This window comes from Lysinibacillus sp. FSL M8-0134, from assembly GCF_038069745.1.
Lineage (GTDB): Bacteria > Bacillota > Bacilli > Bacillales_A > Planococcaceae > Lysinibacillus > Lysinibacillus irui.
In genome coordinates, this window is record NZ_JBBPAJ010000001.1 from 2,583,321 (window position 1) to 2,603,857 (window position 20,537).

The 20,537-nt window shown below is 37.0% G+C and carries 19 protein-coding genes; 5 read left to right on the plus strand and 14 right to left on the minus strand.

Features of this window, described 5'->3' with window-relative positions; all coding sequences use genetic code 11:
• Nucleotides 1-466: 466 nt before the first annotated feature.
• The 10 genes from MKY49_RS13290 to MKY49_RS13335 all read right to left on the minus strand — a co-directional run bounded on the left by MKY49_RS13290 (nt 467) and on the right by MKY49_RS13335 (nt 9,536).
• The gene (locus MKY49_RS13290; protein WP_274797343.1) at nt 467-1,255 is read right to left on the minus strand and encodes a lipid II flippase Amj family protein; all 789 of its coding nucleotides are present in this window, start codon (nt 1,253-1,255) and stop codon (nt 467-469) included.
• A 158-nt stretch (nt 1,256-1,413) separates the two neighbouring features.
• Entirely contained in the window at nt 1,414-1,911 is a 498-nt protein-coding gene (locus tag MKY49_RS13295) for a kinase (RefSeq protein ID WP_312506507.1), read from the minus strand.
• A 15-nt stretch (nt 1,912-1,926) separates the two neighbouring features.
• Nucleotides 1,927-3,192: an MFS transporter gene (locus MKY49_RS13300; RefSeq protein ID WP_341386466.1), complete on the minus strand. Its 1,266-nt coding sequence runs from the start codon at nt 3,190-3,192 to the stop codon at nt 1,927-1,929.
• 278 nt (nt 3,193-3,470) lie between these two features.
• Nucleotides 3,471-4,658, minus strand: coding sequence for an MFS transporter (locus tag MKY49_RS13305; RefSeq protein ID WP_341386467.1), 1,188 nt, complete (start codon nt 4,656-4,658; stop codon nt 3,471-3,473).
• A gap of 372 nt (nt 4,659-5,030) precedes the next feature.
• On the minus strand, nt 5,031-5,900 hold the full coding sequence (locus tag MKY49_RS13310; protein ID WP_274793452.1) for a metal ABC transporter permease: 870 nt from the start codon (nt 5,898-5,900) through the stop codon (nt 5,031-5,033).
• Nucleotides 5,897-6,769 carry a metal ABC transporter permease gene (locus tag MKY49_RS13315; protein ID WP_322610613.1) on the minus strand — a complete coding sequence of 291 codons (873 nt, stop codon included), beginning with the start codon at nt 6,767-6,769 and terminating at the stop codon, nt 5,897-5,899. Before MKY49_RS13315 ends, MKY49_RS13310 begins: the two co-directional genes overlap by 4 nt.
• A gap of 12 nt (nt 6,770-6,781) precedes the next feature.
• Nucleotides 6,782-7,510 (minus strand): metal ABC transporter ATP-binding protein, encoded by a 729-nt coding sequence (locus MKY49_RS13320; RefSeq protein WP_274793454.1) that lies wholly within the window; start codon nt 7,508-7,510, stop codon nt 6,782-6,784.
• A 10-nt stretch (nt 7,511-7,520) separates the two neighbouring features.
• Nucleotides 7,521-8,435 carry a metal ABC transporter solute-binding protein, Zn/Mn family gene (locus MKY49_RS13325; protein ID WP_274793455.1) on the minus strand — a complete coding sequence of 305 codons (915 nt, stop codon included), beginning with the start codon at nt 8,433-8,435 and terminating at the stop codon, nt 7,521-7,523.
• Nucleotides 8,436-8,586: 151 nt separating this feature from the next.
• A complete protein-coding gene (locus MKY49_RS13330; RefSeq protein ID WP_313470689.1) occupies nt 8,587-8,742 on the minus strand; it encodes a hypothetical protein in 156 nt (51 codons plus the stop codon).
• A gap of 185 nt (nt 8,743-8,927) precedes the next feature.
• On the minus strand, nt 8,928-9,536 hold the full coding sequence (locus MKY49_RS13335; protein WP_313470690.1) for a TetR/AcrR family transcriptional regulator: 609 nt from the start codon (nt 9,534-9,536) through the stop codon (nt 8,928-8,930).
• Between the two features lie 161 nt (nt 9,537-9,697).
• On the opposite strand from MKY49_RS13335, the gene MKY49_RS13340 reads away from it, so the two are divergent.
• Nucleotides 9,698-10,435, plus strand: coding sequence for an SDR family NAD(P)-dependent oxidoreductase (locus MKY49_RS13340; protein ID WP_341386468.1), 738 nt, complete (start codon nt 9,698-9,700; stop codon nt 10,433-10,435).
• 142 nt (nt 10,436-10,577) lie between these two features.
• Nucleotides 10,578-11,606, plus strand: a complete 1,029-nt coding sequence (locus tag MKY49_RS13345) for an S-layer homology domain-containing protein (RefSeq protein ID WP_322610611.1) — start codon at nt 10,578-10,580, stop codon at nt 11,604-11,606.
• 34 nt (nt 11,607-11,640) lie between these two features.
• Here MKY49_RS13345 and MKY49_RS13350 read toward each other — a convergent pair whose 3' ends face one another.
• Complete coding sequence (locus MKY49_RS13350) at nt 11,641-12,528, minus strand: LysR family transcriptional regulator (RefSeq protein ID WP_341386469.1); 888 nt, start codon at nt 12,526-12,528, stop codon at nt 11,641-11,643.
• A gap of 249 nt (nt 12,529-12,777) precedes the next feature.
• A complete protein-coding gene (locus MKY49_RS13355; protein ID WP_341386470.1) occupies nt 12,778-13,317 on the minus strand; it encodes a flavodoxin family protein in 540 nt (179 codons plus the stop codon).
• A gap of 403 nt (nt 13,318-13,720) precedes the next feature.
• Between MKY49_RS13355 and MKY49_RS13360 the strand changes: the two genes are divergently transcribed.
• The 3 genes from MKY49_RS13360 to MKY49_RS13370 all read left to right on the plus strand — a co-directional run bounded on the left by MKY49_RS13360 (nt 13,721) and on the right by MKY49_RS13370 (nt 16,346).
• Nucleotides 13,721-14,734 (plus strand): AraC family transcriptional regulator, encoded by a 1,014-nt coding sequence (locus MKY49_RS13360; RefSeq protein ID WP_274793461.1) that lies wholly within the window; start codon nt 13,721-13,723, stop codon nt 14,732-14,734.
• Between the two features lie 81 nt (nt 14,735-14,815).
• Nucleotides 14,816-15,610, plus strand: a complete 795-nt coding sequence (locus MKY49_RS13365) for an SDR family NAD(P)-dependent oxidoreductase (protein ID WP_341386471.1) — start codon at nt 14,816-14,818, stop codon at nt 15,608-15,610.
• Nucleotides 15,611-16,004: 394 nt separating this feature from the next.
• Entirely contained in the window at nt 16,005-16,346 is a 342-nt protein-coding gene (locus MKY49_RS13370; protein ID WP_341386472.1) for a DUF3221 domain-containing protein, read from the plus strand.
• Nucleotides 16,347-16,452: 106 nt separating this feature from the next.
• On the opposite strand, the gene MKY49_RS13375 is transcribed toward MKY49_RS13370, so the two are convergent.
• Nucleotides 16,453-19,686, minus strand: coding sequence for a collagenase (locus MKY49_RS13375; RefSeq protein WP_341386473.1), 3,234 nt, complete (start codon nt 19,684-19,686; stop codon nt 16,453-16,455).
• 204 nt (nt 19,687-19,890) lie between these two features.
• Nucleotides 19,891-20,517 (minus strand): nitroreductase family protein, encoded by a 627-nt coding sequence (locus tag MKY49_RS13380; RefSeq protein ID WP_312506517.1) that lies wholly within the window; start codon nt 20,515-20,517, stop codon nt 19,891-19,893.
• Nucleotides 20,518-20,537 lie beyond the last annotated feature (20 nt).

Genomic DNA, 20,537 nt, shown 5'->3' on the forward strand with positions numbered 1-20,537 from the left:
GCTAATTATAAACAGATAGTATTTCAACACTCATCGAAGTATGGATTACATTTTAAAGTTTTGTGAATGGCATTACTTTTATATTTAGAGGAGGATTGCGATATATTATAGAGCCAAACAGCCGCGTAGTAGCTTGTTACTGCCCTTGCTTTTTAATGTCGCGTTCAAGATTATCACTTTAGGTGACCATTACTAATGACAATATTATTCTGCCTCTCACTAGTATTGTGTCTTGCAGGATCGTTTTGCCAAGTTGAATTATGTACCTACCGTGGAAATGAAAGATTTTGTAAGAATCAAAAAATCTTACCTCTAAAAATGAAGAGATAAGATTTTTTACTTTAATTTTCCATAAACGTCCTTACAATTTCTTGTGGATTTGTATGGTGTAAATATTGTCCCCATCCTATGTGATGACTTTCGAGTGTTTTACCTGCTCTTCATGTAGTATGAGGGTGTTTTTTTGTTAAGCAATCAGTTTGGCAAACCACGCAACATAATGAGCACCAGGAATCAATAATAACTGTGCCACAATCGTTCCTAAAAATCGGGAAAACATCATCATAACGGAAGCTTTCTTTAAATCAATATAACTTCCTCTTTTATTGATGACATCATCGGCAAGAATAGAAATTTTAGGGTCAATGAATAAAATCAAAAGGATTGTCGCTATGCCATTAATTAATCCAGACGCCATAACCGCAGTGGTCTTTAATTCAGGTACTAATAAAGTGGCGTACAAAGCAGATAAAACCCCAATAGTATAGATGGCCGTAATGATAATATTAATGACAAATAATTTAATTGGTATATCTCGTAAGCTGATGCCTTTTAGATAGGTAAAACGAGGTTTATGAATATGCTTTACACCTCGTCGCACATATTCAAGCGTAAAGCCTTTTTTCAACAATGCTGGGATTGAACCCCTCTCGTCAGCCAAATGGACAATGGCCCTTGAAAAAATGGCTACAAAGGTAGGGATTAATAAGATTCCTACTAGTGTGCCAAATGATGCCGCTCCTATAATCATTCGAAACTGATATTCGACATGTGTCAAAGCAGTATCAACAGGTGCAGTATCAACTAGGCTTCCTGTAAATGGCTGTTGCATCATATTTGCTAGTCTCGACACCATCACCATCACATTAAAAAGAGATAAAGCTGACGCTAGTAATCTGACCCGTGCTCCTGATAAACGTACTGCATAAGCAAGCGTTTCAATAGCATGAATGATTAAAATGAATAAAGCAATCATGATTAATTTTTCTGTTATTAAATCCACATCAATACCTACTCTGAGCTTTCTAACGATTTAACATTGTGACGCTTTTCCCTTCAAAGTAGTTCCAATTGAAAAAATCTTACCCTAAGAATGATCAGGGTAAGACCTAAATACCGTTCTATCCATATTAATTACTTCTGTAGCTGCTTTAAAATTAGTTTTAATATATCTTCCTGTGACATATCATTCGTCAACAGCGTTTCACCAGCGACGCCAAGATAATCTTTCGGATGCCACCACGTACGTAATGAATCTTCTCCGAACTCATTCTTTTTGGCTCTAGAATGATGACGACTAACAGTTTCCTCAAAAGTTAAATCGAAATAATACGTAAAGGCTTTTTGATCATAAAATTGGATTAAGTTTTTCAGCATATCTCCGTAACGACTTTCATTCAATATTCCCTCTACAATGACAAATTTGCATCGACCTTTCCCATATTCCGCGATTTGGCGAATTAACTCAATGGAAAGGTTCCCTTCTCTGTCATGAACTTTTAACATATCACGACGTACCACATCCTGTGGGACCACAAGCGTGCCATGTCCAAGATGATGTTGAAGACTTTTAGCGATTGTCGTTTTGCCACTGCCAGAATTTCCTCGAATGATAATTAGATTAGATGCCAATTTCTTCTCTCCTTTTTAAGCCGCTCTTCTCGACCAAATAACTACAGGAATCAGTACTAGAGACAATAGCCCTCCCGCTAAGGATAATGCTGCATAGCTTGCATTCGCCACTACCATACCGGATAGCGCCCCACCTGATGCACCTGCCAATGCAACCAAGACATCCATTTTTCCTTGTGTTTTTGCACGTATGGAAGGCTCTGTCGCATCGACGATTTGAGCTGTCCCACTAATTAAACCGAAATTCCAACCTAATCCGAGTAAAGAAAGTGCCACAATGAGTAACACCATCGAATCGCTCGGTGCAAACGCGGCCACTAAACCAGCAAATAGCAGTGTAATACCTGAGGCAATACTCATAGCTGTCCGTCCAATTTTATCGACAAGGATACCTGTAATGAGTGAAGGAAGATACATGGAACCTACATGAAACCCGATAACAATGCCTACCTCTGCTAAACCATGGCCATGATGTTTCATATGTACTGGTGTCATCGTCATAATCGCAACCATGACAATTTGCGTTAAAACCATAACCGTTGCCCCTACTGCTAGGCCTTTTTTATTGCCTGATGTTTGCATGGCTGGTGTTTTATTTGCTTTAATTTTGTGCTTGTGTGCTTCAATAGCTTTGGCAATTTCTAAAGGATCAGGACGTAACATGATAAATAGCACAAGTCCAGCGGCAATAAAAGCAATTGCAGATAAAATAAAAGGACCCACAAGAGCTGGAATACCAATAGATAATGCCACTTTTCCCATTACTTCGACTAAGTTCGGACCTAGTACAGCACCGAATGTTGTCATGAGCATAGTCGTGCTAATCGCTGTAGCTCGTTGTTTATCATTGGCTAAATCTGTCCCAGCATAGCGGGCCTGTAAATTGGTCGCCGTGCCTGCACCATAGATTAATAGAGCAGCAAACAATACAATTACATTATTTAGCAAAGCAGCTAGAACAACACCTATTGCACCTAGTCCACCTACTATAAAACCAGTTGATAAGCCTGTACGACGGCCATATCGCTGTGATATTTTTCCTACAATGAAAGCCGCTCCTGCTGATCCTAACGTAAATAAGGCAGATGGTACACCCGCATAGGCATCCGTTCCCAGCATTTGTTGAGCTAATAAGGCACCTACTGTAATACCTGCCGCAAGACCAGCACCACCAAAAATTTGGGATAGACTGACAACCATTAATACACGCTTATACAAGCTTTTCAGTTTTTCAGGTGAATCAATATAGGACGCTATTGCCTCTTGATTTTTTCCATCCATTCTTTAACCTACTTTCTTTAAATCTACATATCGTACCTTGCTAGCTTTAGAAGGTAGCTATCTCATCGCTGCTTTTCTATCCATATTGGAAGCCTACTCAAGGTACTTTATGTTTATAAGATGATAAGATGACTTTAATCTACTTTAATATGGTTTTACCATTGTCCCACATTAAATGAAGAAGGAACTGTCTGGTAGACAGCTCCTTTTTATCTGCCCTCATCAGTATACCACTATGGGTATTTCGCTTGAAGAAGCAGAGCAAGAATGACACGAAATTAATAGGCATGCATAACGACTTTCTTTTTCTTTGAGTAAAACAAAAAAGTAGTTGTTAAGCTTAGGCTAATAATCCCAAAAACAAGCCCCATGCCATTTAAGCCGATTAAATCGAGCATCATACCCGTCGACAACAGGACGATTTGAAAGACAACCGAATCAATCATATTTCGGAAGGAGAAAAAGCGCCCATGGAACTGTTTCGGTACTTGTTTCTGGAAAATAACCATTGTTGTTGGGAAAAAACAACCAACGGAAAAACCAAAGACTCCAAAGGCTACTAAGGCAAAAAATTGAATATCTGCTAGTAACAGCATGAGCTCCATTGATCCGATAATAAAGGCTAATGAAAAGAGCAGTGTACCCAATTGTACACGTTCAGCAATGATTTTTAAGCCCGCCGCTCCTAGCATAAAGCCGATACCTTCCACTGTGTATAACAATCCTGAAATGGTCGTCGATTGATGTATTTCTGAAATTTTCATAATGACTAAATTAAATGAACCTAAAAATAAAGTTGGAATTAACATTAAGACAAGCGTCATGAGAACTATTGGGTGCTCTTTCACCATCGGCAACACTTCTTTAAAATTCCCTTTTTCTTTATTTGACATTATTTCATTGGACGTTTCATTCAATTGCAGTAAGCTTGTAATGGCAAACATGACCACGTAGACAATAAATGAAATAATATATAACCATTTTAATTCAAAAAAACTCAACATAAATCCTGCTGCTGCCGTACCTACGATCCTCGAAATGGTTCTTGCATTCATTTGCCAAGCATTCAGCGTAATTAAATCTTGTTCTTTCGCAATCATTGGGATAATAGATTGCAAGGCTGGCATATAAAACGCTGCTGCTATTTGCAAGGTAATTAAAAATAGAATCATCCAAATAACTGAATTGGTATAAAGAGCTGTAAACATAAATAAAACACTGACGATTCGTCCAATACTGGCCATTTGGACAACCGTTTTTTTCTTTGATTGGTCAATAATTCGACCTGCCATTGGACCGACAACTAAGCCCGCTAAAATACCACAAGAAATAATTAGTGATTTGTGAAAGTCTGACGGTACTACCTCTTGCATAAAGGCTAGATTGCCGATAATACCAGCCCATAGGCCGAGACCGACGACAAATTCACCTAATAAAATAATCCAAACGTTTCTATTTCTCCACATGCTGTTCTCCTTGTTGTTTCAATAAAATTTATCGTAACAAAATTTTAAATATTCGTACATATAAATATAGAAAAAATTGTTAGTTAAAATGCCATTCCTTCCCTTTCTAGCATTTCTTAACGAGTATACTATTTTTCCTATGAGGAATACTCATCCTAAAGTTTGAACTTGTAAGCTAAATAGAAAAAACATCGTTTGATGGACGCTCAAACGATGTTTCATGTTGTTAAAAAAGAATTTTGTCACGAGTGAGAATCGAGGCAAAGGATTGATTGTTGGTCCATCCGTACAAGGGCTCCCAATGAAGTTGTTTGCAGTTAGTGAACACCCTTTTTCACCTTTCATAAAAATGCTATTGATTGTTTATTGTCTTTACGGCATGTCTAATTTATGAACTAGTGCTTTTTTTCTTCGGTCGATTATTTTTTGGCTGACGAAGGTAACGATAAAGACAAACCCGACTGTTGTCGCCATCATTCCAGCTATCGAAGTATCCCAAAACTTGGCTAAATAATAGCCTATCACAGAGGCTGTAGCGCCGAAGAGCATGCTATAGATAAACATTTGCTTAATTGTCTTACTGATTAAATAGGAGGTGGCTGCAGGACCTATTAACATAGCAACTACTAAAATCGCTCCTACACTATCAAAGGCCGCTACAGTAGTGAACGAAATGGATGTCATAAAGCCGTAATGAAGAAGGACAACAGGAACCCCAATCGTTGCAGCATACACAGGATCAAAAGTAGCAAGCTTCATTTCTTTAAAGAATAATAGCAGGAATATACTGTTAATCATGAGGACCAGTAATAACATCCATACAGCTTTAGGCATCGCTAGACCAAGCACTGTCCATTGATCCCAAGGAACAAAAGCAATTTCCCCCATTAAGACATGTTCGACATCTAAATGGACATTGCCTGCAAACAAGGTGATAAGGAGGACACCAGCCGCAAACAAGGATGTAAATACCACCCCTATCGCCGCGTCTTCCTGAATCCCAGAGGAATGCAATAGTTGTACGAGATAAGCTGTTAACACCCCTGCAACTGCTGCACCTACGAGCATCCAAAAGCCATTTAATGTTTGGGTAATCAGGTAGGCCATCACAATGCCAAAGAGCACCGTATGACTAATGGCATCTGCTATCATGGACATGCGACGTAAGATTAGGAAAACACCAGCAATGCCACATGTAACACCAACTAATAGTCCCGTGAAGATAACCCAAAATTCAATCATCCTATATCACCCTGCTTTCGAAATTGCATTTTTCTACGATATTTACTAATTTGACCAGTTGGGCTGATAAAATAGGAAATAAAGAATATTCCTGCTGCAACTAAAACGATAATCGGGCCTGTCGATAATCCCGTCCGAATCGCACTAATAAAGGAACCAGTTATACCAGCGATCCCTCCAATCGCGGCACTCAAGATGAGCATCGTACTTAATTTCTTCGTCCAAAGCTTGGCACTTGCAGCAGGAATAATTAATAAAGCCGACATTAAGATGACACCCACCGCTTGGATTCCTGTCACAATCGTCATAACAATTAACACTGTTAACGTTGCCTTTAAAGCCTCAATCGGTAAGCCAATTCCCTTTGCATAGACAGGATCAAAAATAAGTAGCTTCCATTCCTTATAGAACAAGAGACTGACTAAAATAATGATGCTTGCACTAATAAAGAGCCACATTAAATCGGCCTTGGTCATCGTCGCCGCTTTCCCAAAAATAAAATTATTCAGACCGCTCTGATTACCGATTGGACTACGGTTAACAACTGTTAAAAATACAACCCCAATACCAAAGAATACTGTAAGGACTAAGCCAATAGCCGCATCTGCTTTCATTTTTGAAAACGATACAATCCATTGTATACAATAAACTGATAATGCAGATGTAATGCCCGCTCCCAGCATTAAAATCGGTAATTCCTTTTGTCCTGTTAACAGGAATGCGAGCGCAATACCTGGTAATGCTGCATGGGCCGCAGCATCACCAACTAGGCTTTGTTTTTGCAGGAAGGAGAATGTGCCTGTGATGCCAGCAGCAATGCCAAGTAACATCGTTCCACTCAGTACCCACAATAAGTTACCACTTAACATAGTGCCCCCTCCTTATACATGCTGCATCATGAACAGTTTACCACCGTATGTTTTTTGTAATTGCTCTGGTGTAAATACATCTTCTGTTGCACCCGATGCTAAAATGGTTTTGTTTAATAAAATCGTATAATCAAAATATTCTTTGACGGTTTGAAGATCATGGTGCACAACAAAAATACTTTTCCCTTGTGCCTTTAACTCTTTCAAAATATCAATAATCGTTTTTTCTGTCGCAGCATCTACCCCTGCAAATGGCTCATCTAGGAAGTAAATATCGGCGTTTTGTGCAAGGGCTCTTGCAAGAAATACACGCTGTTGCTGACCTCCTGAAAGTTGCCCAATGGAACGCTCTGCAAAGTCTAGCATCCCAACACTAGCTAATGCTTGACGGGCAACCATTTTATCTTGCTTGGATGGTCTTTTAAATAAACCTGTATGACCATACCGTCCCATCAGCACCACATCCAATGCATTTGTTGGGAAATCCCAATCCACAGCATTGCGCTGTGGGACATAGCCAACAACTAAACTTTTTGGCTCAAACACTTTTCCTAAAATTTCAACCTTTCCTACTTTATTAGGCAGCTGATTTAAGATAGCCTTTAAAAATGTTGATTTGCCTGCACCGTTTGGGCCAATAATGGCAGCTAAATGTCCTTTAGGCACCGTCACACAGGCATTTTCTAATACTGTTTTTTTATCATATGCGACTGATAGATTTTCCACTGTTAATGCATACATCGTCATTCACCTACTTTAATGCATCGACGATTGTGTCGATGTTATGTTGATACATCCCGATATACGTACCTTCTGTTGTACCTTCAGCACCCATCGCATCCGAGAATAGTTCTCCACCGATTACAATGTCGTGCCCCTTTTCTTGAGCCCCTTCAATCACGGCTTTCATCGCTTTATCTGACACACTGGATTCTATAAAAATAGCCTTAATTTTATTTTCTACTAAAAAATCGACCATCTCCTGCACATCTTTGACACCATACTCTGAATCCGTACTAAGTCCTTGCAAGCCACGTACTTCAAACCCTTGACTTCTACCGAAATAGTTGAACGCATCATGTGCTGTTACTAATATCCTTTGCTCTTGTGGTAGTTCATTGACACGATTTTTTGCATAGCTTTGTAAATCCTCCAGTTTCTTTAAATAAACATCTTCATTTGTTTGAAAATCCTCTTTAAATTCAGGATATTCCTCCTGAAGTTGTACACTAATTGCTTTCACAACGCCCTTCCAAAGTTCAATATCAAACCAAATATGCGGATCATGCAACATGGCGTCATTATCACTTGCAAGGAGCAGCTTTTCATCTAATGTCTCTCCCACAGCCAAGACTGTTTTTTCTTTTGCCATTTGTTCAAAAATAGCAAGCATTTGTCCTTCTAGATGTAAGCCGTTGTAAAAAATGACTTCGGCTTTATCTAATTTTGATAAATCACTTTGAGTCGCCTTGTATAAATGAGGATCTACTCCTGGCCCCATTAATGCTGATACTTGTAAATGGTCACCACTAATCTCTTTAATAGCATCTGCAATTTGTCCAGTGGTTGCAACAACAATCCCCTCTTTTTCACCCTCCGCTTCACTTGAACAACCGAATAATAGCAGGGAGAGTGATAGGATGAATACACCTAACCATTGTTTCATTTTTGTACCTCTACTTTCTCTTATTTAGCGATTGCTTGAAAAAAGCGGGAATGAATATAATAGGCGGACAAGCATCGTTGCCGTTGCTATGTCCGCAATTTTCATAGCCTCCAATATTCAGAGCGTCACTCTTTCTCTGCAACCACATTGTTTATATGATTTTCCGAATAAGCTGGCGCCAACTCATCCAGAAAATGATTAATATCATGCCAGCTCCTACTGATTCCGTAAGTTTCCATAAAATTGTAAGAATCAATAAGACAACCATTGGAAGAATCGTCAGCTTGAAATCACCAATTTCTTTCATCCGAGCACTCTTCTTTCTTTAGAGATATTTTGTTTCCCTTAGGAAAAATATATGCTTAAATAAAAGAAAATTCAACTACTTTATTAAAATTTCTTGTAAAAAATTTTTTTCTTAAGGAAAAATTAATTTCGCCCATATAAAAAAATCCCTAATAAGATCATTAGAGATTTTTTTCAATACTTATTTTACGGTTCCATTTCTTGCGGTTTCCCAATAAATTCAAATGCATAAATATGTGTTTTGGTCAATTCAATAATATCTTTGATTAATGCATCCTCGGATTTCTCATAGCCACTGGCAATCCACTGCATCATCAATCCATAAAAGCCGTAAGAAGTATAATGCTTGAACATGTCCATATTAACAGGCTGATGATTAATCGTTTCAAATTTAAATTGCTCTTGATAAATTTTTGTAATGGTGAGCGGCATACGTGTATGCAATCCAGGAATTGTATCTTCGACGTTCAATAGCTCGAAAAATAACCGATGCTTGTAAATATAATGAATAATATTGAAAGATGGCGCTTTTAATTTTGTTGTATAAACCTTTTCTCCATACAGATACGGTTCACCTACAGCTACTTCAAGACCTTTCAGCATCAGTTCCAGTAAATTTGCTGCCAGCTCGAATTTATCTTGAAAATGCACATAAAAGGTACTACGGTTATAGCCTGCTCGTTCTACAATATCCTTCACTGTAATCGTTTGGAACCCTTGTATTTTTATTAGCTCGCTAAACGCCTCATAAAAATGACGGCGCGTTCTTTCCTGTCTTTGTGTCCATTTTGGCACTATTTTTTCCTCCCTTTTAGACATATTGAGCAAATCTGTCTACTAGTTAGACACTTGCGACGACATTAGTGATTGTTTCCGTTTTCAAGCGTTTTACAATAAAAGTACACCGTGATTTACGTAGTGTGCAAGAAAAATTATTCCTAAAGGGAGTGTCATATATGGGGAAATTACAAGATAAAGTCGCAATTATTACAGGTGGTGCTTCTGGTATTGGTGCCGCAACTGCTCAACTCTTTGTTGCAGAAGGTGCAAAGGTAGTACTTGTTGATTTAAATGAAGAAAAAGGCCAAGCATTTGCTGCTCAACTACAAGCAACGGGAGCAGAGGCTATCTTTATTAAAGCAAATGTAACTGATGAACTTGAAGTTGCTTCTATCTATCAAACAACAATCGAGACATTTGGCAAAGTCGATGTCCTTTTTAATAATGCGGGGATTGGTCGTGTTACACCAACAGAAGAGTTACCTTATGCGGAATGGCGCCAAACAGTGAATGTAGATTTAGATGGCGTATTTTTAATGGCGCAAGCTGCCATTAAAGAAATGCTAAAATCAAACGGCGGTACAATTGTTAATACCGCTTCGATGTATGGATGGGTTGGATCAGCAGGATCAGCAGCCTATAATGCAGCAAAAGGTGGCGTCATTAATTTAACACGTTCATTAGCATTGGAATTTGCTACTCGTGGTATCCGTGTCAATGCGCTATGCCCTGGTTTTATTGATACACCTATTATCCCAGAAGAGAGCAAAGAGCCATTACGTCAAGTAACACCGATGCAACGTTTAGGTCAACCAGAGGAAATGGCAAAAGCTGTTTTATTTATGGCTTGTGACGATTCAACATTTATGACAGGTAACACATTAACAGTAGATGGTGGCTATACAGCCCAATAGATAACTTTAAATAATCGCTTCTTCAGCAGAAGATAGCGATTATTTTTTCTTATAAGGACTATTAATCTTAGAAAAATTTGCAGTTTTTATCCATTTCCTGCAAACTATTAACATAACGAGCAAGAAAGGATGAAGATGACAAATGAAAAAATTAATATGTACATTATTATTTTCCATTCTTATCGTAGGCAGTGCAGGCAATGTACAAGCTGCTAGTTTTAGAGATGTATCAGAGGATCATTATGCCTATGAAGCTATCTTATGGGCAGAGGAATATGATATTGTGAATGGTTTTACTGATGGGACGTTTAAACCAAATGCTACTATTACTGAACAGCAATTAGCCAAACTATTAGCTAATTTTTATGAGCTTGAATCCCCTATCGATGAATTAAAGAAACAAACTCCTTCGGCAAACTGGTCAGATGAATTTTATAACCAGCTCGCTAGCTATGGAGTTCCTTTAAATGGCTATTTCGACAACCGAATTCGAGCAGCTACAGTGAAGCGTGGTGTAGTGGCACAAGCCATTGCTCATTTAGCTAGTGGTAAGAAAGGCTTAGATCAATCCATTCAGTTTTTACTCGATTATTATATTTCATCAGGGCAAAATCCACAGTATGAAGACCGTAATTTACAGAAGTTTTATGGGGTGACGAACAATATGACACGTGCCCAAGTAGTCACAATGCTTTACCGCATGGATGAACGAAATTTTTATGAAATCTCCGCAGATGCACAAGCCATACATGATAATGCCAACAATGTATCATTAATGGCAAGAGCGAAAAATGCTCAAAGTCAGCTTGATAAATCTTTGCAACAGGCTACACCTGGTAAAAGTGCCTGGGAAGGTGTCTACACGTATTATTACAAATGGGGTAAGGGTGCCAATGATTTTAACCGCCGCGACGCTGTCATTTCCAACGCTACAAGTAATAGCTTCTCTATTGCTTTAACAGCAAATGATGGAACAGCTTCAGGTAATGTCAATGGAACTGCCACGATAACAAGTAGTACAAAAGCTTTGATGAATAAATCCTCAAATGGCAATCGCTGTGTTGTCGAATTAGAGCGTTTATCCAACAATGCCCTCAAAGTGTCTGAGGTTGATTGCCGGGCAGAGCGTAATGAAGGCACTAATTTCTCTGGAACATTAAAGAAACAATAGCTAGCAAAGGAGTCTGATACATTCAGGCTCTTTTTTAATCCCCAAGCGTTTGATACTTCTGCTTGGCAATAGCAATAAAATCAAGGAGACACGGTGGCAAATCCTTATCTTTATGCCAAGCAATATCTGTATAAATAGGAGCTAGCTTTAATGTGGACGGTATCTCTGTTACAAGTCCCATTGTCAGCTCTTTTTCTACGACCATTTTAGGTAAAAACGTCATCCCTAAGCCTGCGATTACACATTGTTTGATCGCTTCAATACTGGCAAATTCAATCATTTGTAATGGCCTAACCCCTTCTAGTTGAAGCAATGCTTCTAAATGATTTCGATAAGAGCACCCTGTTTCAGTTAACAGCATCGTTTCAAGTGCTAGCTGTTGAGCGGAAAGCGGCTCCCTTCTTTCAATAGGTGCACTGACGAAAATAAGCTGCTCTTCAATCAACCGCTGTCGCTGTAGCATTGATGTCTCCTGGTACGTATCTGTTATAAAGGCAACATCTAAATCCCCTACCTGTAATAGCTTTTTAGCAATGTCCGTTGTATGCACTGGCTTAAAAATGATTTTCACATGGGGGTGAACCTGTTGAAATTGCTGTAAAATGCTCGGCAAACGATAGACACATTGGCTTTCCTGTGCTCCCACCTTTAATAGGACTTGCTCCTGCTCGTTGGATATCGCTTTTTTCATTTCACGATCTAGCTCTAGCATTTTTTTGGCATATTGTTGAAGTCGCTTGCCCTCTTCCGTTAGGATAATACGCTTACCAAGACGTTCAAAAAGATTAACACCTAACTCTTGTTCTAATGTTTTTATTTGAGCTGTAATACTTGATTGAGCGTAGTCAAGAAGCTGGGCCGTCTTTGTAAAGCTTAATGTTTCAGCTGCTGTTAAAAACGTTTGAAGCTGCTTTAAATCCATTACTCGAACTCCTTTATCTTTTTTTTCGATAGTTTTTGCCAAAACATTCATCTTTTCCGATAATAAAACTAAGTGTACACTAGTTGGTAGATGGAAGAAAGAAGCAGCCAATTGAAATTTCGGACGTTCATGCCTTTTCAAATAAAAGAAACGTATTTGGAACCACTATCGTCCAAATACGTTCTTTGTCATCTGCTCAAAAAAATAAATCAAACTATTAGTTATCTGCGTCTCTTTTAAACAAAGAAGCTATTGTAATTCTTTTCGAAGATGTTCTGCTGCAGATATTGCTTTTAGATCTTGAACGATATCGCCTGGTTTATTTCCTTCACCTAGAATATAGCCTGCAAAAGTTGTACCAACAAAGTCAAAGATATGTTGAAATTGCTGAATCATTGGTAAACCTTTGATAGACGGCTCATCCCCTCCAACTGCAATGACATATGCTTTTTTAGAAGACATCAATGCCTTAAAATCAGGATAATTCGGGTCTCTTAAAGATTGGGACCATCGATCAATAAAGTTCTTCATTATTCCTGTCATACTATACCAATAAATAGGGGTAGAAAAAATAAGAATATCATGCGGAAGTATTCGGTTAATGACGGCATTATAATCATCGTTGACATCAGAAAAACCCTCCTCTGCATGACGCTTATCGATTATTGGCTCAATGCTATAATCCTTTAAATAAATTTCTTCAACCATCAAGCCTTGTGTGACTAATTTTGTTAAAGTCTCTACATTCCCATCCGGACGATTTCCACCGTAAATAACTGCTATAGACATGTTTTTTATCCCCGCTTCCTTGAAGTTTTTACTATTGTTCCCCTATGTCTATATCTTATTATGATCAAACAAATCGATAAAGATGATTATTTCGATAAAATCAATCGAAAAAAGTGATTTTGTAAATTCCTTTCTTGGCTATTTGAAAAAAGAAAAATACTTCTAACCTAGTAATCTAGATATGCTAAAGTTAACAGAATTGCCAGGAGCTTACCTGCTCTATCAAGCTATCAATAAAAATAAAATTTGTTTTCTAAAAATTTGGCGTACATAGCAAGTTTTTAGTCGCTATTTGCTAGTTACAAGTCGTGATGGAAACGATACTATATAAACTGTCCCGTACAAACACTGAAGACAATAATCACGTATAAACACTACATGCAAATGAATTAAGGAGGCTCAAATGTTGACGTTACAAAGCTCTAATCGTATAAAAATGCCGGTGGGATTTTGGGAAGGCATACGTCAATTAGGGATAGTCCCCCACGACGTAGTTCGAAAAGCACGACTACCACTCACGATCATGAATGAATCAGTAGTCTCCACAATCCAATATTTAGCGATTTGGCAGGCTTATTCTGATCTTATTGACGATACTGCCAAAGGAATGATCAAACTAGCCACTAGCTTTGATTCAAATCATTATCCGCCTACTGTCTTAGTAGCCTACCATGCTCGTGATTATCGTGATGCTCTAAAAAGAATGGCACGGTACAAGCAACTGTGTCCTCCTGAAAGCTTACGTATCACTGAGGAAGGTGAGGATTGTACAATCGATCTAGAATGGTCGTATCCTGGGCAATCCGGTCCCCCTATGCTGGTTGGTATCACACTTGCATTTCTACTTGAGCTTGGACGCCGTGGGACAGGTCAACCTATAACAGCTAAGTTAGTTGAATTTACACATGCAATGGGCGATGTACAGACTCTTGAAGATTATTTCGGTTGTTGTATTCAGATTGGTGCAAAGCGTAACCGGTTGACGTTACATCGAGGAGATCTGGACCGTCACTTTACTTCATATAACTTGGAGTTGTTGGAAATTTTGACCCCTCTTTTGGATCAATCGTTAAATGAACACCAACATAACCGCTCCTTCACCGAGATGGTCAAATGGATGATGAAACGAAGCTTAGCAGGAGGACGCCCTGATATTCAGACAATCGCAAGCGAGTTAGGGATGAGTGATCGTACCTTGCAGCGTAGGCTTACTAATGAATGCACGAGCTTTAAACATTTGTTAGCACAAGTTCGACAGGATCAGGCCCGAGCGTATCTAGCTGATCCCTCGCTTGATATGAAAGATATCGCCTTCTTGATTGGTTATGAAGATCAGAACTCGTTCTACCGTGCCTTCCACCTTTGGGAAGGTGATACACCATCAAATTGGCGTGCTAAACATATAGAAACAAACTAGATCATTGGATCTTATAAAAATTTCGAACAAAAATAGGATTTTATTACTTTATAATCATACTAAATAAAGGGGCATTGGATTATGGATATGGGATTAAACAATAAAATTGCATTAGTTACTGGATCAACAAGAGGTATAGGTAAAGCAATTGCTATCGAACTAGCCAAAGAAGGTGTAAATGTACTCATTAATGGGCGAAATTATGAAGAGGTAGAACGCATTGTCAATGAAATTAAATCAGCTTATCCATCGACTTTCCCCAAAAATGCTACAGCTGATATTGCTAATCCTCAGCAAAGAGAAGCTTTATTCGAAAAATATCCAAGTATTGATATTTTAGTTAACAATATGGGTATGTATGAAATAATGCAATACGAAGACGTTGACGATGATACATGGGAAAATTACTTCCGTACTAATGTTCTTGCAGCAAATGGATTATCTAAATTTTACTTACCTAACATGTTGGAAAATAATTTTGGACGCATTATTTTTATTGCAAGTGAAGAAGCCATTATGCCCTCAGGACAAATGCCTCAATATTGCATGACAAAAACAATGCTCTTATCTTTGGCAAAAAGCCTATCTAAATTAACAAAAGGAAGAGAAGTTACAATCAATACAATCATGCCAGGTCCTACACTCTCTGAAAATGTGTATCAAATAATTGATAGTATGTTTCCTAATCAAGGTATGAGTTTTTCAGAGAAAGAGAAAGCATTTATGACGACAAACCTCCCCCAATCTGAAATACAAAGATTTATTAAACCATTTGAAATAGGGAGACTAACTACATTTGTATGTAGTCCTTATGCATCCGCATTTAAAGGATCTCCGATTCGTATGGATGGAGGCATGGTACCGACAATTTTTTAGCATCTTTCACATTTCCCTCAACTCTTTAAGGAGAAATAAAGAATACTGATAAATGTTTCTATAAATTTTGTTTACTCTTTTACTATAAAAAATAGTAGTACAAACCTCGGACTAGGTTTGTACTACTGATGTTAGTATGTTTTCTTTACATAATTATGGCATTTGATTTCATCACATTTTGCTTTCTTTTGTATAGTGAGTGTAGATATGGCTACAAATTTGAAAATTGAAAGTAATCGCTATGTCTATCCCTGCTTCTTAAGGAAGTAGTACAAATAAAGTCTTTTTATTTTAGTAATATAGAAGCGAGCAACAATAAATTATATTTAATATAAAATAATTAAATAAGGTAGTGATTAGAATTAAGAACATAGTCTCGAAACCTATTATTAACATGGTCTTATTGTTACTTCTTCTTGTTATTTTATATTTCTTAGGTAATGTTAGCCAACTATTATCTAAAGAATATAGCGAAAATGAAATTGGCTATATAGTTATTCAGAAAGGAACAGTCTATTTTATTCAAGGAAAGGACGTTCAACAATCAGATTTAGAGAGTTTCTCTAGTAAAAACTTCATGTATTCAAATCAATTTGAATCAGTTTCAATTTTAAATAACGAATTGAAACTTTCTATGAAGGATATTAAAAGTGGCGATAAAGTAAGAATTTGGTACTCTGAAAAGTTGGAGTCAAATCCTGCAAAAATCAAAGTTATTCGAATAGAAAAACTTTGACATAAAGTTTATAGCCAAAATATATTCCATTTTTCGTTTATTTCTTTTATTTATTAGTATGTTAGTTAGCAACAGTCTAGAAGGAATGAATGCTTTCCATATATAATTATTGGATATGAACCGTATATGTCCCGTTTTCATTATTATATTTATAAATATATAAATAATACTTTCCTGTTACTGCATTAAATTTACCTTTTATATTATTTTCATCTTCCTGTCCAAATGATGCGAAATTTTGCATATCTGACTCATGGTGAAGCACCCATGTCATGCCAATTTGATTTTCATTTAGGACAGAAATATCTATCTCTTTTGGTGATGTCACATCAAATTGGTATACATCTGTATTATCATCATCCATTAAGCTCCCTTTTAGGGGCTTATTAAATGGAATGATTGTCGCTTCCTCGGGACGATTGTTTGGTTCCATCTCTGTTTCTGTTTGTGCTTCATTTTGGACATTAACTGTATATGTCCCATTTTCATTAGCAAATTTATAAATATATAAATAATACTTTCCAGGTCCAGCTTTAAGTTTACCATTTATACTATTTCCATCTTCCTGTCCAAAAGATACATAATTTTGCATATCAGACTCATGATAAAGCACCCACGTCATGCCAATTTGATTTTCATTTAAGACTGCAATATCTATTTCTTCTGAAGACGTTACGTCAAACTGATACACATCAGTATCATGATCAATCAAGCTACCTTTTAGGGGCTTATTAAATGGAATGATTGTCGCTTCTTCGGGATGATTATTCTCTGTTTCTGTTCCCTTCCTTACAGTGACAATTGTATAAGCTTTACTTTCTATTTCTTTATCATTTTTCACGGTTAATGTCACATTGTATGTTCCTTCTTTTTCGTATAGATGAGTAGGGTTTGCTTCATCACTTGTATCTCCATCGCCAAAATCCCAAAGATAGGAAACTATTTCTCCATCATTATCTTTTGAACCATCGCTTTTAAACTCAATTTTTTCATTTTTGATGCCAGTATAAGGGCCATTTATTTTAACAAACGGGCCTTGATTATCTCCTTCATCCGTCGCAACGCCGTGGAAAACAATATCATATTCAAACTGGTTTGCTGCATTCACACGGTAGTTCACAAAATATGCTGTCATTGTTTTAAAGCCGCTCCACTCTTTTTCCGACAATTGATCAAGTACTTGGTTCACTTGTTTACTCATCGTTTTCCAATCATGATATTCACCCTTTGTATTACCCCCTACAAACGTACCTTCAAGTGTAAATGTATTGAAAAAGTGCGACTGATGTTTTGTCATTTTAACATCTTTGATGTTAGCAATATCCACGATTTCTTGCTCTACTTCTTTTAAAGCTTTCGGTTGATGTTGTACTAAATAATCTTCTGATACTTGTGGTACCTCATATTTTTCTTGATTATCAATCAAATTCTGCATATAGGCTTGGTATTCTAAATTTAGCAGTGGATCTTTACTTAAAGTCTCACGATACGCATCATAATTTTTCACATCATTTGCACGAATTAAATCTTGAATCTTATCCAATGTATCAAATTGATGATGGTACATATAAGACTGGAGTGCGTATGAATAATTATAAAAATCCCATGATCCATATTTTGCAAACATTGTTTGTTCTGCTGTGTAGCGTTGTGATGGATCATCTGATAATCCACTAATAATACTCTTACGTGGAACAATATCATTTGTACGCGTTGATCCCGCAAAGAATTCTGCATTTCCTTCTTGGAACCATGTTAGTCGTTCATTTTGATACATATCTCCAATCCCGAATAAACCTGGAACCTCGTACCTAGCCTGTAAATAATGTGTAAATTCATGGCGGAACAACTCTTCTAAACTATAAATGCTTTGCTGTGCCGTACGTTCATAAGTAAAAAATGTTCCATTCTCTTCAATATAAATTCCACCATTATTGGTTTCATATCCATACAATTGACGGTTTAAAAGATATTCATCTGGGGAGTTATAAATTGCAACTGTTAGTATCTCATCAGCATTTCCTGGTTCTAATGCTTTATCATTGCCAATTACACGATGATATTGTGCTTTTACTTCTTTTGCAGCCCAGTATAATCGTTGAACTTTGTCATCTGTTACTTGATCTCCTGTTTTAAATACAATTGATCCATCATCAAACGTATATGTTTTCGGTAGATACTGCTTCTTTCCTTCTTCACGTACTTTCTGCAAATCTACTGGATTTCCACTGTAATCCTTTCCATGGTAATTTGTAGCTATTTGCTCTACAGCTACAAAATAAGCATCACTTAAATATGGATACATATGCATTGCTTCTGTAACAATTTCTAAACCTTTATTAGGGTTACTGTGAAATACACCTAAACGCCCTGCATAATAAATACCATTAGTGATTAACCAACTATTGCTATTTGTTACATTATGTAATAGTGCTATTTTATTAACCTCATTTATGAAGCTATCTATCTGTCCATACCACATTGTTGTATTAGCTTCTTTACGAGCATCATGCAAATACGACTGCAAATCAAAATCAATCCCATGCATTAAATCGTATATAGCTTGTCCTTTTGAATACTCGCCTTCATATGTAGAAAGATTGTCGTTATACTGTTTTAAAATGTTCGCAGCATATTGAATTGTGTCCGCGTCACTAGAAGCATTCCCTATAAGTTTCCCATAGGCAGATATTACTTTGTCTTGCTCAGCTGTACCAAGTTTAAAGTTTGGATTGTTAGCTATTTCTTTTAATGCTGGTAAACACTTATCATGGAAACTGCGATCATTTAAATAAGATAGTTCGTTATTATAAAATCCAACATAAAAAGCCGAACGCAATAGTTCTACAAATGTTTCAATACCTTTTGAATCCTCTTTCGTAAAAGAACCCCCTCTTTTTCCCAATTCATTAATAATAACTTGCATGCGTTCTTCATTTTGATAAAAAACTTTTGTTTCCTCACTGTATTCGAATAAATCTGTAATTTGATACCACTGAATAGTGCCCAAAGTATTCATGAGCTCACTATCACTCATTCTATTAAGCTCTGCCATCGAATACTTTTCTTGCAAATACTGCGAGTTAGCACGTTCTAAAGTTTGAACCTGCTGTTGCGATAAACTTTCTATTTCAAGCCGTTTTTCAAATGATAATGTTGCATCAGTTTGTGTGGTATGCGCAATTTCATCTTTCGGCGTTTCTATACCAGCAGGTTTCATTTGTAATACATGATAAGACGTTTTTTCTGCTGCTGATACTTCCGCTTGCAACCCTCCTAACGAAAGTGCCAATGTACTAATCCCAATTAACACTTGATTCATTTTAAAACTCTTATTCATAATATGCCCTCCTATAGTACTATATTGATTATCTAATAATATTTTCCTCATTTGGTACAATATTACCTATCTCAAAGTAACATATTATGTAAAAATATCAATAAAAAATGGTTATATTTAGGAATGTTCCCTTGTATAATTTGAAAACTTTAGACACAATTACACTAAAAAAGCAATGTCCCTATTTGGGACATTGCTTTTCAATTATTTATTAAATCTGACGATGCGGTCTATTGGAAGACGAGAAGAACCATATGCTGGTGCTGCTGCTTCACCAATTGCCAATAATAATATAGGAATTTCATTTTCTGGTAATTCCATGTATTCAGCAAATTTCGCTTTATCAAATCCACCCATTGGAACGGTATCATATCCCATTTCCTTCGCTAATAACATAATTTGCATAGACACTAAGCCAGCATCAAAATGCACTATGTTTTCTAATGTGCTTGTCGGTGCTGCACCATACATCGCTAATGCATCTTTTGCCAGCCTATTCGCTATTTCCTCTGGCATATAGCCTAACTCTACATTTTTTGCATAGATTTCCTCAGCATTTAAATACATTTTAATATCACCAATAACCGCAATAATGGCAGAGGCTGTTTCTATCTGCTCTTGATTAAATGAAAAGAAATTAATATTTTTTTGAATTTCCTTATCATCAATAACGATAAATCGCCATGGCTGCATGTTGCTCGATGAAGGGGCAGAAGTAGCATCTTCTATTAGTTGCATAATCGTTTCTCGAGATATTTTCGCTGTTGCATTGTATTTACGTACCGATTTTCGTTCTTGCATAATTTGTTTTAATGGTGTAGTTTCTGACATGTCATTTCCCTCTTTTTCAA

What these genes read in the sequence shown, in the direction of transcription:
- MKY49_RS13290 (WP_274797343.1), bottom strand. Translation starts at nt 1,255, where the DNA reads ATGATTGCTTTATTCATTTTAATCATTCATGCTATTGAAACGCTTGCT.
- MKY49_RS13300 (WP_341386466.1), bottom strand. Translation starts at nt 3,192, where the DNA reads ATGGATGGAAAAAATCAAGAGGCAATAGCGTCCTATATTGATTCACCT.
- MKY49_RS13305 (WP_341386467.1), bottom strand. Translation starts at nt 4,658, where the DNA reads ATGTGGAGAAATAGAAACGTTTGGATTATTTTATTAGGTGAATTTGTC.
- MKY49_RS13310 (WP_274793452.1), bottom strand. Translation starts at nt 5,900, where the DNA reads ATGATTGAATTTTGGGTTATCTTCACGGGACTATTAGTTGGTGTTACA.
- MKY49_RS13315 (WP_322610613.1), bottom strand. Translation starts at nt 6,769, where the DNA reads ATGTTAAGTGGTAACTTATTGTGGGTACTGAGTGGAACGATGTTACTT.
- MKY49_RS13320 (WP_274793454.1), bottom strand. Translation starts at nt 7,510, where the DNA reads ATGTATGCATTAACAGTGGAAAATCTATCAGTCGCATATGATAAAAAA.
- MKY49_RS13325 (WP_274793455.1), bottom strand. Translation starts at nt 8,435, where the DNA reads ATGAAACAATGGTTAGGTGTATTCATCCTATCACTCTCCCTGCTATTA.
- MKY49_RS13330 (WP_313470689.1), bottom strand. Translation starts at nt 8,742, where the DNA reads ATGAAAGAAATTGGTGATTTCAAGCTGACGATTCTTCCAATGGTTGTC.
- MKY49_RS13340 (WP_341386468.1), top strand. Translation starts at nt 9,698, where the DNA reads ATGGGGAAATTACAAGATAAAGTCGCAATTATTACAGGTGGTGCTTCT.
- MKY49_RS13345 (WP_322610611.1), top strand. Translation starts at nt 10,578, where the DNA reads ATGAAAAAATTAATATGTACATTATTATTTTCCATTCTTATCGTAGGC.
- MKY49_RS13350 (WP_341386469.1), bottom strand. Translation starts at nt 12,528, where the DNA reads ATGGATTTAAAGCAGCTTCAAACGTTTTTAACAGCAGCTGAAACATTA.
- MKY49_RS13355 (WP_341386470.1), bottom strand. Translation starts at nt 13,317, where the DNA reads ATGTCTATAGCAGTTATTTACGGTGGAAATCGTCCGGATGGGAATGTA.
- MKY49_RS13360 (WP_274793461.1), top strand. Translation starts at nt 13,721, where the DNA reads ATGTTGACGTTACAAAGCTCTAATCGTATAAAAATGCCGGTGGGATTT.
- MKY49_RS13365 (WP_341386471.1), top strand. Translation starts at nt 14,816, where the DNA reads ATGGATATGGGATTAAACAATAAAATTGCATTAGTTACTGGATCAACA.
- MKY49_RS13370 (WP_341386472.1), top strand. Translation starts at nt 16,005, where the DNA reads ATGGTCTTATTGTTACTTCTTCTTGTTATTTTATATTTCTTAGGTAAT.
- MKY49_RS13375 (WP_341386473.1), bottom strand. Translation starts at nt 19,686, where the DNA reads ATGAATAAGAGTTTTAAAATGAATCAAGTGTTAATTGGGATTAGTACA.
- MKY49_RS13380 (WP_312506517.1), bottom strand. Translation starts at nt 20,517, where the DNA reads ATGTCAGAAACTACACCATTAAAACAAATTATGCAAGAACGAAAATCG.